Source organism: Streptococcus iniae (assembly GCF_030732225.1).
Lineage (GTDB): Bacteria > Bacillota > Bacilli > Lactobacillales > Streptococcaceae > Streptococcus > Streptococcus iniae.
The window spans coordinates 1,239,148-1,260,483 of record NZ_CP132230.1; the positions used below are offsets into that span (position 1 = coordinate 1,239,148).

General features: G+C 35.1%; 17 protein-coding genes. 2 read left to right on the plus strand and 15 right to left on the minus strand.

Translation table 11 applies throughout. From position 1 onward, the window contains the following. Nucleotides 1-24 precede the first annotated feature (24 nt). The 9 genes from Q9317_RS06160 to dnaG form a co-directional block, all read right to left on the minus strand. Nucleotides 25-1,290 (minus strand): glycosyltransferase family protein, encoded by a 1,266-nt coding sequence (locus Q9317_RS06160; RefSeq protein ID WP_003099965.1) that lies wholly within the window; start codon nt 1,288-1,290, stop codon nt 25-27. Nucleotides 1,291-1,309: 19 nt separating this feature from the next. Then, on the minus strand, nt 1,310-2,476 hold the full coding sequence (locus Q9317_RS06165; RefSeq protein ID WP_003099967.1) for an ABC transporter ATP-binding protein: 1,167 nt from the start codon (nt 2,474-2,476) through the stop codon (nt 1,310-1,312). Then, nucleotides 2,476-3,282: an ABC transporter permease gene (locus Q9317_RS06170; protein WP_003099969.1), complete on the minus strand. Its 807-nt coding sequence runs from the start codon at nt 3,280-3,282 to the stop codon at nt 2,476-2,478. Before Q9317_RS06170 ends, Q9317_RS06165 begins: the two co-directional genes overlap by 1 nt. Before the next feature lie 2 nt (nt 3,283-3,284). Continuing rightward, on the minus strand, nt 3,285-4,217 hold the full coding sequence (locus tag Q9317_RS06175; RefSeq protein ID WP_003099970.1) for a glycosyltransferase family 2 protein: 933 nt from the start codon (nt 4,215-4,217) through the stop codon (nt 3,285-3,287). Further along, nucleotides 4,207-5,361, minus strand: coding sequence for a beta 1-4 rhamnosyltransferase Cps2T (cps2T, locus tag Q9317_RS06180; protein ID WP_003099971.1), 1,155 nt, complete (start codon nt 5,359-5,361; stop codon nt 4,207-4,209). The genes Q9317_RS06175 and cps2T overlap by 11 nt, the downstream gene beginning before the upstream one ends. 117 nt (nt 5,362-5,478) lie before the next feature. After that, nucleotides 5,479-6,333, minus strand: a complete 855-nt coding sequence (gene rfbD, locus Q9317_RS06185; protein ID WP_003099972.1) for a dTDP-4-dehydrorhamnose reductase — start codon at nt 6,331-6,333, stop codon at nt 5,479-5,481. 93 nt (nt 6,334-6,426) lie between these two features. Then, nucleotides 6,427-6,765 carry a metal-sulfur cluster assembly factor gene (locus Q9317_RS06190; RefSeq protein ID WP_003099974.1) on the minus strand — a complete coding sequence of 113 codons (339 nt, stop codon included), beginning with the start codon at nt 6,763-6,765 and terminating at the stop codon, nt 6,427-6,429. 375 nt (nt 6,766-7,140) lie between these two features. Next, entirely contained in the window at nt 7,141-8,250 is a 1,110-nt protein-coding gene (rpoD, locus tag Q9317_RS06195) for an RNA polymerase sigma factor RpoD (protein WP_003099975.1), read from the minus strand. An 8-nt stretch (nt 8,251-8,258) separates the two neighbouring features. Continuing rightward, nucleotides 8,259-10,070, minus strand: coding sequence for a DNA primase (gene dnaG, locus Q9317_RS06200; RefSeq protein WP_016356047.1), 1,812 nt, complete (start codon nt 10,068-10,070; stop codon nt 8,259-8,261). Nucleotides 10,071-10,198: 128 nt separating this feature from the next. On the opposite strand from dnaG, the gene mscL reads away from it, so the two are divergent. Next, complete coding sequence (mscL, locus tag Q9317_RS06205) at nt 10,199-10,576, plus strand: large conductance mechanosensitive channel protein MscL (RefSeq protein WP_003099977.1); 378 nt, start codon at nt 10,199-10,201, stop codon at nt 10,574-10,576. A 267-nt stretch (nt 10,577-10,843) separates the two neighbouring features. On the opposite strand, the gene rpsU is transcribed toward mscL, so the two are convergent. From rpsU to rexB, 3 genes are all read right to left on the minus strand, one after another. Further along, nucleotides 10,844-11,020: a 30S ribosomal protein S21 gene (gene rpsU, locus Q9317_RS06210; protein ID WP_000048058.1), complete on the minus strand. Its 177-nt coding sequence runs from the start codon at nt 11,018-11,020 to the stop codon at nt 10,844-10,846. Nucleotides 11,021-11,153: 133 nt separating this feature from the next. Next, nucleotides 11,154-14,801 (minus strand): helicase-exonuclease AddAB subunit AddA, encoded by a 3,648-nt coding sequence (gene addA / locus Q9317_RS06215; protein ID WP_003099979.1) that lies wholly within the window; start codon nt 14,799-14,801, stop codon nt 11,154-11,156. After that, nucleotides 14,798-18,034: an ATP-dependent nuclease subunit B gene (rexB, locus tag Q9317_RS06220; protein WP_003099981.1), complete on the minus strand. Its 3,237-nt coding sequence runs from the start codon at nt 18,032-18,034 to the stop codon at nt 14,798-14,800. The genes addA and rexB overlap by 4 nt, the downstream gene beginning before the upstream one ends. 163 nt (nt 18,035-18,197) lie before the next feature. Here rexB and ypfJ point away from each other — a divergent pair, with 163 nt between their 5' ends. Then, nucleotides 18,198-19,121, plus strand: a complete 924-nt coding sequence (gene ypfJ, locus Q9317_RS06225) for a KPN_02809 family neutral zinc metallopeptidase (protein ID WP_003099982.1) — start codon at nt 18,198-18,200, stop codon at nt 19,119-19,121. A 30-nt stretch (nt 19,122-19,151) separates the two neighbouring features. Here the strand turns inward: ypfJ and Q9317_RS06230 are convergent, their stop codons facing one another. Genes Q9317_RS06230 through Q9317_RS06240 form a run of 3 tightly spaced genes read right to left on the minus strand, consistent with a single transcriptional unit; the run spans nt 19,152 to nt 21,285 of the window. Continuing rightward, nucleotides 19,152-19,823, minus strand: coding sequence for an ABC transporter ATP-binding protein (locus tag Q9317_RS06230; protein WP_003099984.1), 672 nt, complete (start codon nt 19,821-19,823; stop codon nt 19,152-19,154). Between the two features lie 8 nt (nt 19,824-19,831). After that, complete coding sequence (locus Q9317_RS06235) at nt 19,832-20,902, minus strand: ABC transporter permease (RefSeq protein ID WP_003099986.1); 1,071 nt, start codon at nt 20,900-20,902, stop codon at nt 19,832-19,834. Nucleotides 20,903-20,904: 2 nt separating this feature from the next. After that, a complete protein-coding gene (locus Q9317_RS06240; RefSeq protein ID WP_003099988.1) occupies nt 20,905-21,285 on the minus strand; it encodes an OsmC family protein in 381 nt (126 codons plus the stop codon). Nucleotides 21,286-21,336 lie beyond the last annotated feature (51 nt).

The following is a 21,336-nucleotide window of genomic DNA, read 5'->3' on the forward strand; positions in this document are numbered from 1 at the left end:
TTTCTCCTAAGTTAATGAACTTATTTAATGGGTTTTATTTGGGAAAATAAAAGCTTTTACTTTCCATAGGACTTGACAGAATTTAAACATGCGAGAAGCATTAATAGAAGCAAGCTCTTGATTTTTCGCCTCTAACTGTTGCAACAAGTCTTCTCTTTCACTTTTCATTTGTTTTTCTATGCTTTCGAGACGGTGAATACCTTCCCATAAGTTAGCGACATCATTTTCCAAACCAACAATCTTAGACTGAATTAACAAATTAATAGCATTGATGTATTCAATATCTTGTTTTTCTAATAAATCAATGGGGTGATCACTTGATTCAAGGCTTGAAAAAATACGACTCATATTGTTTGAAATAGTATATCGGTTTCGATATTCTTCAATATGTTTTTTTTGAAAGGATTGAGCACTTTGGTAGCCAGCTAGTAGGTCAGATACGATTTCTTGAGACGTTTTACGACATTTTTCAAAACCTCTGCCTGAAAAATTATTAAAAGCTGCTTGCTCAATATTTTCAGCCGTCAAATAGCCCGGTCCTTTAAAATGATCATAAACATAGATTGGTTTTCCCATAGCTAAACAATATTGAACGTTTTTTCCAATACCAATAACACAATCATAACCCGCAATCAAATCTGGACTGACTAATTGATAATGATCAGACCAAACACCAAAAAAATCAACTTTTATCCCTTTGGCATTTAAGAGAGTTTTTATGCCCATAACTTCTTTAGGTGGATGATTTGATATGACCAGTATCGATTCTGGAGCTGTTTTCTGCTCATGCACTTGAAGCGCGTATTCTTCAGGAACCGGATTGGGATAGTACTGTAAATTAGGAATTCCCTTAAAAAATCGTTTTAAATTTTTCTGAACAATTTCCTCAGAAATTGCTAAAGTCGCTGATGACAATTTTTCTTCTAAGCCATAAATATAAGGTTGTTCCAAAACATGCTCTTTTAAAGCCGCCATGTGTATGAAAATAAATTTAGGGCACTTTTCTTGTTTTTTTCCTAAAGCATTAACAATGGCCGAAGGAATGATATTTTGCGCTGAAAAAATCACATCATAGCAATTAATATCAAATGGATAGTTTATATCATCAATAACAGAAATATCACGTTTTTGAAATTCTTCAATCATCGGAGAACTTGCTAAAAACGTAAATACCTCGACCTTGGCCCCCTCTTTTTTTAAATAGGTAGCAAGTTCTAGAATATTGATTTCTGCACCACTAAAGCCTCTAAGCCAAATATGAGTTAATAGAAATCGTTTCCCTTTGTACATCCCCATATCCCCGTTTATTCTAATGTAAGTTAACTTTTGTTTCAGGTTTCCAATAAATATTATTACCTGATTTACCTCTATTGATTAATTCAAAATCACAAATGCCGCTAAACATAGCATACTCTTTTGAGCGGTCTCGTGATTTTACCCCAAATTCTGTTGTAAATTTCCCGTTAGGATAAATGTTTTGAATGGCAAAATCAATAGAGATTTTTGCATTTGAGACCTCTAGTTGCCCATCAATTTCTTCATCAGAAACCCAACGGTATAAGAGTTCGCCTGTATCCTTGTGAATTGTAAAGGTTAAGACAGGATCTTCAATAATATCTTCAAAATGAACTTCAAAATTAAAATCTAGTGTTTTATTATCTCTATTGAAAAACTGAGAAGACAATGAAATGCCATTATTTTCAGTCTTCTTATTTGATTCTTTAGCAACATCTAAACCATTCAATTGCTTGTAAATCTGTGAGATTTCAAGTGGTGTTCCAACTTCCACTTGATGCCCCTTATCTATCAACATTGCTTTATTACAAAAGCGTTGAACTTGTTCCATAGAATGTGTTACCAAAATAACTGTTTTATTGTCGCGTTTAAGTTGCGCAAAATAATCAAAACATTTACGTTGAAAAGCCTCATCTCCTACGGCTAAAACTTCATCCAAAATTAAGATATCACCTTTGGCCTTAATAGCAATTGAAAACGCCAGACGAACTTGCATTCCCGAAGAATAATTTTTCAATTTTTGATCCATGAACTCATGAAGCTCTGCAAAAGCTACAATATCATTGTACATGGCTTCAACTTCCTCTCGAGAAAAGCCCAACAATGCGCCATTCATATAAACGTTTTCACGACCTGTTAACTCTGGGTTAAAACCAACTCCCAACTCGATAAATGGAACCAACTTCCCGTCAACAGTGACTTTTCCTTTTTCTGGATCGTAAATTTTTGAAATGATTTTTAGTAAGGTTGATTTCCCAGAGCCGTTACGACCAACAATCCCGAAAAAGTCACCCTCTTCCACCTCAAAGGAAACATTATCTAATACGTGTTGTTCAGTATATCCTTTTATCCCTTTGAAATAATTAACCAGACTAGTTCTCAGACTATGACTAGCCTCTGTTGGCAGTTTAAAGGATTTGCTTACTGAATCAACTGATAAAACAACTTTTTTTTCTGACATTAAAGAATCTCCGCAAATTTCTTAGCATTTCTTTTAAAAACAGTGTAACCTACTATAAATGAGCCAACTGAGATGATAATCGGAATTAGTGTAAACAATTTGTTATCAAAGATATCCCAGTTAATGGTTGCTCCTGAATAGACAATAAAGTGACGTAATTCTTGAATAATTTGTGCTAATGGATTCATCATCATCACTTTAGCAATTGATAAATGCCCTCTTTGAATAATATAGGTGATGGAATAAATGATTGGTGTAGAATACATTCCAGCTTGCAACATAACTTCCCAAATCGGCCCCATATCTCTATACTTGACAAATAAGGTTGCTAAAATAAAGGCAACTCCTGCTGCAAATAAAAACAACTCAATAAACAATGGCAATAAAATCAAAATACCAAAGCTTGGCTTAACACCATTAATTAATGCAAACGCAAAAACCACAATAATATTAATAAAATAATTAATTGAAGCTCCTACTACTGAGGAAATAACAATAATCTCTTTAGGGAAATTGATTTTTCGTAACAAATCTCCCCTTGAAACAATGGATAACATTCCCATGTTTGTTGCTTCAGTGAAAAAATTCCAAGTGACCATCCCTAAAAGTAAACTTACAGCATAGTGAGGGGTTCCATCATCAAATTTCAAAAAGCGAACAAATACTAAATACATAATTGTAAATAAAAGCATGGGTTTCAAAATTGACCACAGATGCCCGATAAAGCTTCCTTGATAACGTAATTTAAAGTCCGTTCTTACCATTTCTCTTAATAAAATGCGATTTTTAACGGTTAGAAAATTCATTTCTATTGTCTCCTGTATCCAAATTTGGTAATAATTAGTGAGCTAAAAACAAGGGTGTGAAAAGCTCTGTTTTTCTTGAAACCATATTTTTTCAAAGTTATTATTCGTTGTTTCAAGTTTTTATCTAAAAGTGTCACATAGTCTTGAACCATATCGTAATCTTTTGTTGATAAGTCATGATCAAGTAACAATTTTGCTTGTTTTTGGCTTGAAGTAATCAGCCACCAATACTTATCAATTAATTTATGAGGTCTAATCCAATTTTTCATACGTTTAGACCAAGTTCTAGCCCCTAAAACATTACTATCGTGTTGACGATATAGTTCTGTTGGATGATCTAAATAGACGAGATTCCCTAAACCAGAAGCGAGTAAGGCCAGGTACCAGTCATGCATTAAGAGGTTTTCAGTTACTGTCCACTCTTTAGCTAAAGCATGGTTAATCATCATAGTGCCGCCTGTAACAGTGTTTTCCGTTAGTTCTTCCACTAAACTGGTATTAGCATGATGTGATTGTGTTTTAATCATGCTGTCATTAGTCACTTCAAGTTTTTGATTGACAATTTTTAAATCAGTATAAATCAATAATGGTTTCTTTAACTCATAACGATCACTTTCTGCTAATGTTAGAGCTAACTTATCTTCCAGCCAAACATCATCTTGATCACTAAAGAAATAAAAGTCTGCCTCTTCAAACTTCACTAAAGTATGAAAGTTTTTAACAACTCCAAAGTTCTGACGATTATTTGGGTTAATAAAACGAATACGAGAATCGGTTTTAGCAAATTCCTGAATAATTTGAGGTGTCCGGTCTGTGGATCCATCATCTCTAATTAACAAATTCCAATCCTTTACCGTTTGTTTTTGGATACTTTCAATTTGTTGAGCCAGAAATTTTTCGCCATTATATGTGGACATTAAAATATTAATTTTCATTTAAAAATAAAGCCTCATATTCTCCTACAATTTTTTTCCAAGTGTATTCTTCTTCAATAATCCGCTTAGCTTCTTTACCCAAATCTTCGTAATGACTTCTTTGATCAACACTCTCAATCAATTGAGCTAAATCATTAGCGGTTTTTGTCCAGTAAAGGGCTGCCGTTTGGGCAACTGATTTGTTAAAATCAACCCCAAAAACTAAATTAAGGTTCGTATGTGCAAGAGCCTCAAGCAAACCAGGATTAGTCCCTCCAACTTCGTGACCGTGAATATAGGCAAAGGCATTCTCGCGAATATATATCAGTAATTCTTTGTCATAAACAGTTCCTACAAACTTAATTCTAGGATCTTTATCACATAACGTTATGGTTCTTAATTTTTCAAAATAAGGATTGCCTTGGTGATTCGTAATAATGACCAGATCACGACTTGTCTTAGATAACATGAATTCACGAATGATGGTTTCATAATTATTTTCCGGAACAAACCGACCCAAAACCAAATAATAATCTTTTTCGCTAAGTTTATTTTGGTAAAAATAATTTCTAACAGACTCATCTTCGAAAGCTAATTGTGACTTACCTGTTTCAGTTCCATAGGCAATAAAAGTTGTTTTAGCACTTTTATAGTTTTGGTTGAGGTATGCCTCAATACCAATGTTATCTGAAATCACCAAGTCAGCCAATTGACACATTTTCTTTTCTGAAAATTTCAAATAAGTTTGAACAGGTTTTGACCATTTTGAGCGTTTCCATTCTAAACCATCCGGATTAATAAAGAATAAACCGTTGCGTTTTTTTATGGCTTTAACAAATGGAGACATAAAGGCACCTATGGTATTGCCTAAGATGTAAAAAATAGGATTTTTTATGTCATGTTGGACAATATACGTTAAGGCTTTTTTGATAGCTAACATATCATATGCTATAACACGAGCTGGTCCTAATTTTGGTGGAGCAATATAAAAACAGCGGGCCCCCTTATAATTGGAGTCCTTTTTTCCTTTTTCATCAGATAAGCAAGCCACATGATAAGTAATATCGTGACTCACTTGATGATTAATAAGCTCCTCAACAAAGGTTTCAAATCCACCATATTGAGCAGGTAATCCTCTACTTCCAATAATAAAAACGTCACGCATTCAATAATGCCCCATTCTAAATGATAATCATAGAATATTATAGCATAATAGAGGTATTTTGGCGACTTTTACCATCATAAAAAGAGTTACAATAATAGCTCGTAACTCTTTAATGTATTATTTTTTCACTTCTTGCTTGTAGAACTCACCTAGGGCATCTTGCCAAGTTGGAATAACAAAGCCAGTTGCCTTTGCTTTATCTAAATTCATTGTTGAATTAAGAGGACGTTTTGCTTTTGCAGCAAAAGCCGATGAATCGACTGGTTTCACATCAACTGTAGTATCTTTTAAGATTTCTTTGGCAAAATCATACCAAGTTGTATCTTCCTTAGCATCATTTGATAAGTGGTAGTAACCAAATTCTTTCTTATTTTCTGCTAAGTGACACATAAATTCTGCCAAAGTCCTTGTCCAAGTAGGACGACCATGTTGATCATTTACTACTGTTAAAATATCATGGCTTTTAGCAAGATTTTGCATGGTAAAGACAAAGTTTTTACCGTAATTCCCGAAAACCCAGGCTGTACGAATAATGTAGAATTTGTCTGTATATTTTTCAACTGCTTCTTCACCTAATCGCTTGGTACGGCCATATTCAGTTTGAGGATTGGGAATATCAGTTTCCAACCATTCTTGACCAAGAGGTTTCTTACCATCAAAAACATAATCTGTTGAAATATAGACCAGTGTCGCTTGGTGTTTTTGGCAAGCCTTGGCAATATTTTCAGTTCCGTCAACATTAATTGCTTGATTCAAAGCTTTACCTTCATCTTCAGCAGCATCAACGGCAGTATATGCTGCACAGTGATAAACCAAGGTTGGTTTGACTTGAGCAAATACATCATCTACTTTTTCAGAATTGGTAATATCCATCTCTGCAACATCTACAGCAACATAGTCTTCATTTCTTTCATCTAGTAGGTAACGCAGTTCTGTTCCAAGTTGACCATTACTTCCTGTAATTAAAATCATGTTATCTCCTTAATCATTCTCATTAGCCATTGCCAATGACTCATTGATTTATCCTTTATTCCTAATGCTAAAATTAAAGTTTGCCATTTTTGATTAACGAATGCCAAGTGCAATTCTAGCATAGCGACTCATTTTTTCAACTGTCCATGCAGGATACCAAACAAGCTTCACTTCAGAACTTGTCACTTCTGGGATTTCTTTTAGTACATCATATATTTGGTCTGTTAATAAATCCGCTAACGGGCAGCCCATTGTTGTTAAAGTCATGTCAATTTCCGTATGACCAGTAGCTTCAAATCTAATTTCATAGATTAATCCCAAATTAACAATATCAATTCCTAATTCTGGATCAATAACCATTTCTAAAGCTTCTAAAATTCTGTCTTTAATTTTAGATACTTCTTGATCAGAATATTTTTTTTGTTCTGTCATATTTTCTCCAAACTGAAATCTATACTTTTAATATCCCTTATCATATTATTTTTTATTCTTAAGTGCATTACGTTAAAAATACATTATGATAGCAAATCTACAATTTTCAAACTCTTTGTTATAGTTATGGCCCGTTTTCAGTCTCCGGCTCGCCCTTAAAAATGCCCACTGGCAAAGTTAACTCTTATTGTTTTAGCAATAAAACTATAAGAAACCTTTATTCTTAGGCGCGTTTACAGTTTTAAGCTCGCCCTTAAAAATGCCCACTGGGCAAAGTTAACTCTTATTGTTTTAGCTATAAAACTATAAGAAGCCTTTATTCTTAGGCGCGTTCACAGTTTTAAGCTCGCCCTTAAAAATGCCCACTGGGCATTTTTAATCCTCTATAAAGTCTCTTAATTGTTTACTTCTACTTGGGTGGCGTAGTTTACGGAGGGCTTTTGCTTCAATTTGGCGAATACGTTCACGGGTAACATTAAAGACTTTACCAACATCTTCTAGTGTGCGCATTTTACCATCATCAAGGCCAAAACGTAATCTCAAAACATTTTCTTCACGATCAGTTAAGGTATCCAAAACTTCGTCTAATTGTTCACGAAGTACCACTCGTGTTGTGTAATCAACAGGATTTTCAATGACTTCATCCTCAATAAAATCACCTAAATGGCTATCGTCTTCCTCTCCAATAGGAGTTTCTAATGAAACAGGCTCTTGAGCAATCTTAAGAATTTCTCTCACCTTATCCGGAGTCATTTCCATACGTTCTGCAATTTGCTCTGGAGTTGGATCTTGACCTAACTCTTGCAGAAGGTTACGTTGTTCACGAACAAGCTTATTGATGGTTTCAACCATATGAACAGGAATACGGATTGTTCTAGCCTGGTCTGCAATAGCACGGGTAATCGCTTGACGAATCCACCATGTAGCATAGGTTGAAAATTTGAAGCCTTTTGAGTAATCAAATTTATCAACAGCTTTCATTAACCCCATATTTCCTTCCTGAATCAAGTCAAGAAATTGCATGCCACGTCCAACATAACGCTTGGCAATTGAAACAACTAAACGCAGGTTAGCTTCAGCCAAACGTTGTTTAGCTTCTAAATCCCCCTCTGCAACTGCAACCGCTAATTCTTTTTCTTCATCTGATGACAAAAGTGGGACAACCCCAATTTCTTTGAGATACATGCGAACAGGATCATTAACTTTTGCTGAATTACTTCCAATCAATTGTTCATCAGTCAACTCTTCTGGTTTTGGCTCTTCCACAATGTATTTGGCAGATGGATTTCCTTCTTTATCGGTAATTGAAATCCCACCATCTGTTAGACGTTCTAGCAAATCATCAATTTGATCAGCATCTAAGACAAAAGGAATAACAAGTTTTTCAGTAATTTCATCATCAACTGCAGATCCTTCTTTTTTATGATTACGAATAAAATCCGCAACTTGAACATTAAAAGTTGTTATTTCGTTTTCTTTAGCCATATTTTCCTCTATTCCATATTTCTTTTTTGTGCAATTAAATTTTCCAAAACTTCTAAAGCCAACTGGTGGTCACCTTTATTACTTGATTCTCTAACCTGCTTCCCTTGCTTTAAAATGTCTCGTTCACTAATCAGTCGATTTCTTTTTACTAAGATATCATTGATTTCACTATCTGCTACCTCATCGGGTAAATTCTCTTCCAACACTCTATAATAGGCTTGACTAACTTGTGGATTCATCTGAGATAAGTCATAGGGACTTATTTCGCCACTTTCTTTTAGAAGGTTATAGAGCGATTGTAATTCCTGTGTATCAAAATAAAAATCCTCTTTATTTCGAAACTCATTCAAAAGGTAATCATGGTGAATAAGTCGATGTAACAAATGATTTTCCGCTTTGATCAAGGCTGTTACACTTTTGTTAACAGGTAAACCAACAAGAGCAGTTTGAACTTGCGGAATTTGCCCCTGTCTGTTTTGCCTATCTTGAATGCGATAGGAATTAACGGTTTGTTCCACCTGCAAGTAATCAAAATCCGGTAGTAGATCAGCTACTCGATTGATATAAGAGTTTTGAGCTGTTATCGATGGGGAAGCTGCAATAATCTTAGCTATTTTTTCCACATAGGCAATTTGCGATTGCAAATTATCCATGTTTCCCGGCTTTAAATACTCAATTAAAAACTCAGTGCTGCTAATACGAGAATGGCTAAGCAAATCAGATAGAGCTTCTGCAGAATTCTGTTGAATGAATTCATCAGGATCCATCTGATTAGGAATTCTAACAATTTCTACTTGTAAATCTGTCAGTAAATCTAAAGATTTTGCGATAGCGTTTTGACCAGCATTATCACCATCATAAGTCAAGATAACCTTTTTTGTTAGCTTTTTAAGATGCTTCACATGTTCAGGTGTCAAAGCCGTTCCCATTGATGCAATGGCATTTTCTGCCCCAGCTCTATAAGCAGCGATGACATCCATAAAACCTTCCATCAGGTAAACTTCATGTTTTTTGGTAATGATAGGCTTTGCTTTATCTAGGTGGTAAAATTCATAGGACTTGTTAAATAAAACTGTTGCTCGAGAATTTTTATACTTGGCTAATTTTTGTTCTGTATCATTTTCAGTCCAAATACGACCCGAAAAAGCAATAGTGTCTCCTCGTTCATTTGTCAAAGGAAACATAATGCGTTGCCTAAAGGCATCATAGACCAGATTGTTTCTCTCTGAAAGATTAAAAAGCCCAGAAGTCAACAAGCTTTCTTCACTGTATTTTTTAGATAGTGTCTGATAAAGATAATCTGATTCATCAGGTGCAAGACCAATTCTAAAATGGTCAATTAAAGAATCATCTAAGCCCCTTTGGTATAGATATTCTCTTGCTAACTGTCCTTGAGTTGTTGTCATTAAAACGGCATGATAGAATTTTTGAGCATCTTCATGAATCCTAATTAACTCTTGGTGAGCTGACGCCCTTGGATTTTCATATTGTCTTTGTGGTGCAAGATCAATTGCAATACCAGATTTTTCAGCAACAATTTGAACACTTTCTAAAAATGGCACTTGACGATATTCTTCAATAAATTTAAAGACATCGCCGGATTTACCACATCCAAAGCAATGAAAAAATTGTCTGTCTTCAATAACATTAAAAGATGGTGTCTTTTCTTTATGAAATGGACAAAGACCAAGATAGTGTCTTCCTGTCCTTGAAAGACCAACCACTTCTCCAATAAGATCAACGATATTGACACTATTTTTAATTTGGGAAATCATTTCTTTGTCTATAGCCAAATCATCACCTCCCCACAATAATCCCATTGTAATTTTACCATTTATTATACCACTTGAGTAAACTTTTGTAAATTTTTAAAATTAAGCCCAAATCTTTGGAAGTATCATTATATTTGTGGTATGATTAGTAAAGATTAAAAAAGGGGGAGATTTCAATGATTAAAGAATTGAAAGAATTTTTATTTAAAGGGAATGTTTTAGATTTAGCTGTTGCCGTTGTTATTGGTGCTGCATTCAAGACTATTATTGACTCTTTAGTTGCAGACGTTATTACACCACTTATTGGTTTATTATTTGGTGCGCCAGATTTTTCAAGCATCAAACTATTTAACGCTATCCTAATTGGTAACTTTATCAATGCTGTGGTTAATTTCCTAATCGTTGGTACTGTTCTCTTCTTCGTTGTTAAAGCTGCTAATAAAGCAATGAGCTTCAACAAAAAAGAAGAAATTGAAGAAGAAGTCATTGCAGGTCCAACTCAAGAAGAACTTCTTGTTCAAATCCGCGACTTACTTGCAAAAAAAGAAGCTTAAAACAAGACATCAAGAAGTGCTTAATGCACTTCTTTCCGATTGAAGACAAGCCTCATTTTTGAGGGTTGTCTTTTTTTTCTATGTTGACGAAATATAGTGGAAATTGGCAGATTTTGGCAAAATAAAAAGGCTTCCCAGCCATTATTTTTACCAGTTTTTAATATTGAGACACACTAAAGTCAGTCTGACGTTTATCTTCTTACGCCAACAAAACATTGAAAAAAAGCAACCTCTTATATTAAGAGACTGCTTTTAAATATCTAAAAATTAGAATTTTTTACGTTTGCGAGCTGCTTCTGATTTACGTTTACGTTTTACAGAAGGTTTTTCATAGAATTCACGTTTACGTGATTCTTGAAGAGTACCAGCTTTAGTCACAGAACGTTTGAAGCGACGAAGTGCGTCGTCAAGTGATTCGTTTTTACGTACTACTGTTTTTGACATGGATTTCACCTCCTCAAGATAATGTAACATTTACACGTTCTTATACATATTACCTAACTTAATAAAAAATGTCAATCAAATTCCCTGAAAAAATCAAATTTCTCCTTAAAAGCCTCTTAAAAATGGTAAAGACTTAATCAACAGCTACTACTTCAATTGTTTGACCACCCATTAAAACCAGGTATTTTTCAATTTTGTTAATCCTATAGGCCTGTTTTAAAGCTTGCGCATAAAGTTCCATTTGCATGCTATACCTATTTACCATATCTAAACTTGTTGAATATCGATCTGTCTTATAGTCAAATAATACGATTCTGTCATCAAATAACAAGTAACCATCAATTATCCCACGGACAACAAATTTCTCCTGACTTTTAGGGTCTTTTTTCAACATAGCAAAAGGTGCTTCACGATGTAAGAATGCTCTCTTTGCTTGAATTTTTTGCCCAAGGTCAGTTTCTTGAAAAAAGGCTAATATTTTCTTCAAATCAATCTTTTCTTTAACACTATCATCAGCACTGACCAATGCTAATGCATCCTTAATCTCCCTCATTGAAACCTTATCTGAAACTGTAATGCGTTGCATCAATTCATGCAATGCTGAACCAATTTGACTTGATTCAACGACCTTACTTTTTGAAAAGTTAGGAAGTTTGTAAGTCTTTTGACTGTAGGTTTGTTTATCAATAACATCAACACCATCATTATCCATTAAAGGTTCATAATATTTTTTCAACTGACTAGGCGTTCTGACAGTTGGTAAATGGATTGCCGCATCATAGAGTTGATTGAGTTCTGACACCTTATCCAACATGTCAATAGCACGCGCTATCTCGAGCGTTTGACGGTTATCTTTTTGATTGTCTTTTTGATTTAAAAAACTTTCCTTTGATAATCTCCCAATCTGATTTGCTGTTAGATCCTTATCTGACACATATACTAAATCAAAATGTAAATCCTCTTTGAAATTTTCAGAAATGGCTAAAATCCAGTCCTGAAATGTAGTTAGTGACTCTCTTAGTTCTTGCGATAAATGATTACCAGTTCTTTGTCCAGAAAAAGCATCTTGTGCCTTTTGTTGGCTCCCTTTACCAATCAAGTATAACTTCTTTTTTGCCCTTGTCATTGCAACATAAAGCAAGCGCATCTGCTCTGATAAGGTTGCTCTTTTTAAACGGTTTTTATTCAACTGATAAGGTAAGGTTTCAAGCGAAACTTTTAAACTATTCAAGTGTTGTGCTTCAACCTGCTCTTTGACATCTGCAATATATTTTATGCCAATCCCCATCTCACGGTCTAAAATAAGCGGTGAATGAAGATCTGTCATGCTAAAGCGTTTATCACAATTGAGAATGAAAACATATTTAAATTCCAAACCCTTAGATTTATGGATTGTCATTAGATTGACAGCATTTTTAGGTTGGTCTATTTCCACATCCACCAGGTCATTTTGAGTCTCAAGAATCTTATCAATCATTCTGATAAAACGAGACAGACCTTTAAAGCCCGTTTTTTCAAACTGACTAGAACGAAGGGCTAGGGCATAGAGATTGGCCTGAGCTTGCTCAGCTTTTGGACTTGTTGCCACTAAGTCATAGTAAAAACGATCATTAAAAATTTTCCAAATCAAGTCATATAAGGAGTGACTCTTTGCAAAGTGACGCCAAGAGTCAAGTGTGTTATGAAACTGTTCTAATTCCATTTTAAAATCAGAAGAAATAAGTTCCGGATGCTCCCCTTCACCTTTGAGACAATTGCAGAGCTTTTCATAAAAAGAATCAATTTTTCCAGAATTACTCCCCTGTAAAGCTATTCTAGCCAATTGATCCTCATCAAATCCAAACATAAGAGAACGCATCAATGCAACTAAAGCATAATCATTCAAAGGATTATTAATCGTCCTTAGGGTATCAAGCATAAGCATTACTTCAACTGATTTAAGATAATTCGTCTGTCCACCATCAGCGACCAAAGGAATGCCATAGTGATTAAATGCCTGAAATATGGTATCATTGCGTGTTCTTGAAGATACTAAAAGTGTTATGTCTGAAAATGGGACACCTTCTTCGGTATGAAGTTTGATAATTTCTTTAACAAGAAGTTTAACCTGCCAAGGGGAAATACCATCACTTTCACTTTCTTCAAGGGTAGTCGACTCATCTGAATCATCAGCAAGGTCTGTATTGTATATCAAAAATTGACACTTGTTTTCTGGATGTTCTTCTTTTTGACGGTCACTTCCTGCAAGGAGTTGATGGTTACCATCATATAGAATATCCCCAACAGCCTCATCCATAAGATGAGTAAAAATAGCATTGGTCACATCTAAAACTTCTGACTGACTTCTAAAATTCTCTTTTAGAATAATCAATTGACCATGCTGAGGATTTTCCTGATAATCCTTAAATTTAGCATTGAAAATCTGTGGATCTGCCTGCCTGAATCGGTAAATAGATTGTTTAATATCACCTACCATAAAACGGTTTTGACCAGTTGATAATAATTCTAAGAGGCGTTCTTGCATATGATTATTATCTTGATACTCATCTACCATAACTTCATGATAATGTTCTTGATAAGCTAAACGAACAGCCTCATTGCCCTCAAGAATAGAAATTGCAAAGTGTGCAATATCCGAAAACTCAAAAGCATTCTCAGCCATTTTAGCCTGCAAATAAGCTTCAGAAAAATCGGCAATAAAAGCTTGTAAAAGTTCTAAGAGTGGCAAACTTTCTCCCTGATACTGGAAGATAATATCTAAATGCCTTAGCCCTTCAAGATGATTCTGTAAATCTTTGAAAACAGGATATTTCTGTCCAGCAACAGTCACAGATTGCCCAGATGGCAAGAGAGCTGTTAAGTCTTGGGCTAGTTGTGATATCTTAGCAAAGCCATACATGGTTTCAAAGTGAGTCGAAAACTCATATAAACTCGCAATCATCTGCTTATGTTTCTGATAAGCCTTTGTCTCACTTCCTTTAGCGGTAACTTGCTTATAATCTTCCAAGTCCGTAATGTCTTGCAGTGCGGCAGCTGTTTTTTGCATGCACTCTAAGAAAAGTTCCAACTCCTCTTTAGGATAATCGGCAAAGCCTTGATAATGATGAACACCCTTAAGAAAGTTTTGAGCTAACCATTTTTTAGGGTTGTCAGTTGACTGGCAGAATTGGTGAATCTGATAGACCAATTGTTTAAAACTATTAGCAGTCTTTGCTTTTCCTGAAAAATTTTGCACCAAAGCGATGAAGATGCCTTGGTGTTTTTGCATATAGCTTTCAAACAGCTTATCAAAAACCTCTGTTTTTAAAATATCTTGCTCAGATTTCTCCTGCATTATCCGATATTTAGGTGAAATCCCTAATGAATAACCATACTGAGAAACTAATTTTTGGGTAAAAGCATCCATTGTCCCGATATCTGCTTGATCTAAGTGATGCAATTGTTCACTCAGGTAATGTTTGACGTCTGGATTATGCTGACTTTTAATGGCTTCAATAAGCTTTTTTTCCAAACGCTCTTTTAATTCAGTTGCCGCCTTAACAGTGAAGGTAGAAATGAACATTCGGTCAATAGCAACACCACGCATGATTTTGTCAATAATACGTTCAACCATAACAAAGGTTTTTCCTGAACCTGCAGAGGCTGAAACTAAAATATTTTGACCATGACTATAAATCGCTTCAATTTGTTCAGCTGTCCTTTTTTGCACTTTGTCTGACGCCATTTCAGCTTCTTGCAGAGCAATAATAGCCTTTGCATCTAAAAATGGTTCAAAGTTCATTTTGACCTAACCTCTTTTTCCATTAAACTTAAAAATTCTTGACGTTTTTCGTTACTTGAGCCTTTAACCAAAAGTCTAGCTTGACCTAAATCAAGGTCGGATTCAAAACCTGTAATAGCCTTTAATTGGTCACCTTGTACAGACCTACCATCCTTACTATAAGGATTGATAAGAAAATGCCCAGATTTAATTTGCTCTAAAGCTTTATAATAAAGGTGTTTATTAAATTGAATTAATAAATCGATTTCTTGCTCACTATAAAGGTTCTTACTTGTTTTGTAAAGACCATTAGACAGGTATTCTTTTTCTGTCTCAAGAAAAATCCCTTTATAAGTCATTTCACTATAAAAATCTGTTAAAACTTTCTCATCTAATTGTTTATATTTTTTCAAATCAAACTTTGGATCTTGCATATGCAAATACATGGCTCCAAAAAGTTTCCCATCAGGATTATTGTCTTTTAATGCTGTCAAGTAAGTCACTAATTGTGGGCTTAAACCATTATAAAACTGATCAATCTCAAAAGCTTGTGCACTTGATTTGTAGTCAACAATCCCAACACTAGCGTCAGGCAACTGGTCTATTCTATCAATTGTTCCATTAATCAATAACTCCTTACCCAAGGCAATTTTAAAATGGTCTTCTTGTTTTAAAACTTTAATAGACTGAGACAAATCTAGAATCCTAGCAGTTGATTTAACGATGGCTTCTAATTGTCTTAGACTAAATTCTCCCTGAGCATCCTGCTGATAAAAGGTTTTGAAGGAAGTTTCTTGGTTTACCTCTTCAATTGCCTTTTGCACTTTAGCATCAAAAGAGGCAGCTGAATGATCCGACATGATTACTTCAAACACTTTATGGAGATAAGTGCCGTGTTGCCTTGCATCAGGATGAATTGAGCCCTTCTCTTCTAATCCCAAAACATACTGTAAATAATACTTATACTGATTGTTGTAAAAAACTGATAGTGCCGAACTTGATAGCGACAATGGCTTATCTTCTGGGAAACGCCTTGCCAAAACCTCTGGTGCCAATTTTTTGGTTTGCAGATGATTTTTCTGTTCCTGAAAAGAAATCTTATTCTCTTTAAGTCTCTTTTTTAAATAACGCAACATGACCGTCCAAAAATTATTGTCTTCTGGACTAAACTCTTGATCTAATGCTTGTCTGTTAATGTCAATAAGTTGGCTCAACAAAGACTTGTAGTGACCAATATCTGTTTCTCTATTGGAAAATTGATTTTTACCTTTCTCAATCAAAGGAACGCCAAAATGAATGAGATCCAACAAATAAGGTGACGAGTGATCAGACATCTCATTAATAAGACTTGGCTGGCTCAAAACCAATTCTTTAGTAGCAGCATTAAAAAGTGATAAGGCTGTATAGTGATTTTTTTTACCATTTTCATAACTAGCTATTTCCAAACGGTGGAACTGGTCTTGCCTATCATTGGTCATTAACCGTTCGTCATCACTAATTAAAGAGCTATTCTTACTGTGCTTTGGGAAATGAGTCTGGGTTAATCCAAGTGCGTAAACAAAAGCATTACTATGTGCTTGAACAAGATCATAAGATGTCACCGTTACAACATCAAGGGTTGCCGGAACTGCACGATACTCTGCGGCTTGCATGGCGACTTTTAACAGGGATAAGGCATCATCTAAACTGAGTTTTTCCTCCGCAAAAATAAGCTGGAACTCTTCAAGAATGCTAATAAATACCTTCCATACCTCATCATTTTTCTCCCTATCATTTTCACTTTCTTCTTCAGAAAGCTGCTGGAAATTTCCTGTTAAGTCTATTGTTTCAAAGAAGAACACTAATTTTTTCATCAAGGATTTCCCTAATTGTTGCTGACTCTTAAAAAGAGTAGCCAAGGGATCAAATAACTGTTTGCGAAGATGGTTTAAAGATTCAAGGTGAAAAATTGGCAAGTCCTGTTTTCCTTTAGGATTTATGCTAAAGGGGCGAGAAAATTTCGTAAAACCATTGATATCTGCATAATCTAAATAATACTCAAACTGATCAATACTAGTGTTTTCAAAATGACCAAACAGACCTGATTTTAAAAGATTAATAATATCTTCACGACGCCAATTATAGCGTTTACTTCTCTCCAAAGACTCCATAAAGTGAACCAGAGGGTGATGACTCATGGATTCTGACTTCCCAAAGTAATAAGGAATGTCATACTTGTCGAAAATAGGGCCAATTTGCAGTTGATAAGCCTCTACATCTCCAAGTAAAACTAAGATATCTTTATAGCGGTAACCCTCATACAATTTCTGACGAATTGCTTTTGCAACATGCTCTATTTCTTCTTTTTGATTTGGATTTTGCCAAATAGCAATGGCTGATTTATCATCTTCTTCTAAAACGATATCTAGTTCTGAAAAATCATTTTTTGCCTCAAAGAGCCTACTTAATTTACTAAATGTCTCTGGATAAACCATCGAACTGCTCATAAATTCAGCTTTACAGTGATAGTCTTTAGACAATTGTCCCATAAACTCAATACTCGCCTGATAAACATTGCCTTTAACAAACGATTTTTGAAAGGCTTTTTGACTAATATAAGTTCCAATAACAACCTGATGGCACTTGTCATTAAGTAGAGAAACCAAATAATCCTCTTCTGCTGTGAAACGGGTAAAACCATCAATGACAACAACTGTCTTTGACAATTCTTTTTCAAGCTCTCTTGAACAAATAGCTTGCGCAAAATAAGCTAATGGGGTCTGGTCTTCAAATTGATCTTGCCTAATCAGATCTGAAACCATAGCGAAAATGGCGATAAGGTCATTTTTACGCTCCTCATTGTCCAAATGTAAGTCTAAAATACTGATATTGGATGTTTTCAACTCCTTATATAGATCAACCAGTTGTTTGATGAAAGTCAAATCCCTTTTTAGAGGACCATAAATAGATAAATCTTTTGGCGCAATCAGCAAGAGTGCACGGTAAAAAAACATGGTTAGGGCATTATCAGTTAAGGTCTTTCCAGATCTCTTTGAATTAATGGTGAAATACCTTGCCATCTGTGTGAAACGTGTAACTGTAATAGCAAATGAAGCTTCTTCTTCAAGATGTTCTAAAACAGCTCTTTCTTTTTCAAAGGAGAGAGAATTAGGAGCAATATAAAAAACCCGATAGCCAGATTTAGCAAAACTAGCTGCTTGATTGACTAATATTTCCGTTAAAGATTGACTAATGTCTGTGTATAATAATCTCATAATCCATTTCCTATCATCTTCTTTCTCATATTATATCAAATGTAAGGTGTTTTAGATATTTCAATCCCTCTTTTCAAGAAAAAGAGCTCTTTACGTTCTAAATTTATGCAATTCCTACAAAAAAAGCTTATAATAGACCAAATAAATGTTTTAGGAGAGCATTATGAAAACAGACGATTTAAGGGAAAGTCAAAATGTCGAAGACAGACGAGGACAAGCATCTAGCTCATACAATGGAAGCTCTGGTAGTTCTGGTGGAGGTATGCTACTGCAACTACTTTTTTCAAGAGGTGGTTGGAAAACAAAACTTATTATTGTAATAATCATGCTTGTCATGGGAGGCGGAGGACTTTCTGGAGTGTTGACCGGAGAGCAATCAAGTCCAAGTAATAATAGCTATCAATCAACAAAAATAAATCGTACCAAGGGGGATAAAGCTAGTCAAGAGCAAGTGACATTTGTTAGTAAGGTGTTCGCATCAACTGAAGACTATTGGACCAAAACTTTCCAAGAACAAGGTTTAACCTATAAAAAACCAACACTTGTTCTCTACACAGGAACAACACAAACAGCTTGTGGTCAAGGACAAGCTGCAGCTGGACCATTTTATTGTTCTGCTGATAAAAAGGTTTACTTAGATATTTCTTTTTATGACGAACTAACTCATAAATATGGAGCATCTGGTGATTTTGCCATGGCTTATGTTATTGCTCACGAAGTTGGCCATCATATTCAAAATGAAATCGGCACCATGTCTAAGTACGCACAGGCGCGTCAAGGAAAAAGTCAAACACAAGCCAACCAACTTAACGTGCAACTGGAGCTTCAAGCTGACTACTACGCGGGAGCATGGGCTAAATATGTTCAAGGTCAGAATTTATTAGAAAAAGGCGATATCGACGAAGCTATGACAGCCGCTCATGCGGTTGGTGATGATAAACTGCAAAAAGAAGCTTACGGTAGAGTTGTTCCTGACAGTTTTACCCATGGTAGTTCTGAACAAAGACAACGATGGTTTAACAAAGGATTTGAGTATGGTGATTTTGACCATGGCAATACCTTTAGCATTCCATATAGTGATCTGTAATTCAAAAAGGAGTAGCATTTGCGACTCCTTTTAATGATGTTTTCTAAGCACACCATCTTCCATATAATAGACGTAATCACACTCTTCAATCATCCTTTGATCATGTGTTACCATTATGATAGCTTTATTTTTCTCTCGGCATTCTTTCAATAAAAGGGATACGACTTCATGAGCCCGTTTTGTATCCAAACTTGCCGTTGGCTCGTCTGCCAAAATAAGGGCTGGATTATTATAAAGAGCCCGCGCAATAGCTAGTCTTTGCCGCTCACCACCTGAAATGTCCTTTGGAAATTTTTTAGCAAGGTGACTAATCTCTAACTCTTTAAAAAGGGTCTGCTTTTGGTCGTGATTTCTTTTTTGTGACAGCCGATCAACCAATTCAAGTTGCTGCTCAGCTGTTAAAAACGGGATGAGATTAGAAGTCTGCAAAATAAAACCAATATCTTCAAAACGCCGTTTAGCACGTTCTTTTTCAGGTAACTGAGTGTAGTCACTCCCATTGATAATGATTTGGCCTTTTGTTGGTGTCTGCAAGCCACCAGCAAGCGTCAAAAATGTTGATTTCCCAGACCCAGAAGGTCCAATAACCGCAACAAACTGACCTGCTTCAATAGTGAAATCTGTTGCCTTTAAGGCTTGGATTTTTTGATTGCCATCTTGAAAAGTCTTGCTCACACCTATAAATTGTAAGATTCGTTCCATGCCAACTCCTATCCTATCGCTTTTAGAGGATCAATTCTAACTGTTGCAAGAACTGAAAATAGAGTCCCTAAAAGAGCACATAATATCAAACTCGTAAAAATAAGACTATCTAAACCAAGATTTCCTTGAAAAGGGACTGCCTTTGGCAATAGCAGAGCTGTTAAGCCTGTTAAAAGCCAACCAGCACTACTGCCAATAATACTGAGAAGAAAAGTCTGAGTCAGCAAAGCATTAGCAATAACTTTATTTGAAATCCCTTGTGCTTTCATTATGCCAAATATTGGTGCTTTTTGAATGGTTAACACATACATGAAAATGCTAATAATGATTGCTGAAATCAGAATTAAAAAACCAATCATAAAAGCAAAGGTTAAAACTTGAGCATTATAGCCCGGAAGTTTAGTGATAAAGCTTTCAAGACTTAATTTTTGAAAATCACTTTTGGGGTAATTGTCGACCTTTCCTTGAACAATAAAGGCATTAACAAGCATATCTCCAGTTTTAGAGGGTCTCATAAAAGGCTTAAAAGTCTCTTGAGACATATAAATAACTGGACTGACGTTAAAAGTAGCCTTATTTGTAATACCGACTATTTTAACTGTCTTATCTTGATTTAAAAATTGAATATGATCACCAAGTTCAAAACCAGACTTATCAGCCAAGCTTTTATCAATAAGAGCCTCATTTTGGCCTTTTAAAGTTCGTCCTTTAAGAAGTGGTGGCAAAAGAAAACTATTAGCTTCAATGCCAAAAAGGCTCACTTTTTGTTTATCTTCTTCGTTAGGTTTCACTTTTGTCCATGCAACTGTATTAAACTGCTGCAATGATGTTATTTTTGCTGCATCAATCTGTTTTTTCTTGTCTTTTGGTATTTGTGATAAATTAAGTGTGGCATTGGCATCTTTTGCTAAAAAAACCAGGTCAGCTTTCCAATAATCAATAGCTGACTTGTTTTCTTGTACAAGTCCATTAGCTAATCCAGATAGGAAAAACATGAGATAAGCTATTAGCAAAAGTAAACCTGTTATTAAGCTATATTTTAATTTAGCTTCTTTCATTTCATTAAGTGCTAAAAACATCGTTAAGCTCCTTTGGAGTGATAATGAAAATCAATGACTACTGTCACATCCTTTGCAAGCAGTTGTTTGACGCGGCATTTTTGTGCTACAAAGTCTCTTAATGCATTTTCAAGATGTTGAGTCAAAAGTGCCGGAAGAGTGACATTCAAATAAAAACCACCTTCTTCATAATCAATACTAGTCTCAATTCTTGCTTGATTATCACCAAAAGTGTGTTTCCAAAATGATTGCACACACATAGTGACACAGGAGGCGAGAGCTATGTTCATCAGAGACATTGGTGTCTCTCCATTTTCAGTTGACCCAAACAATTCAACACTTGTTCCATAGCCATTTGACCTTGTATGGAACAAGCGATCTCCATATATGTGATGATGGTACATAAGATTAACCTCTTCGAATTTTTCTTAATTATAACAAAAAGTGCCCTTTTT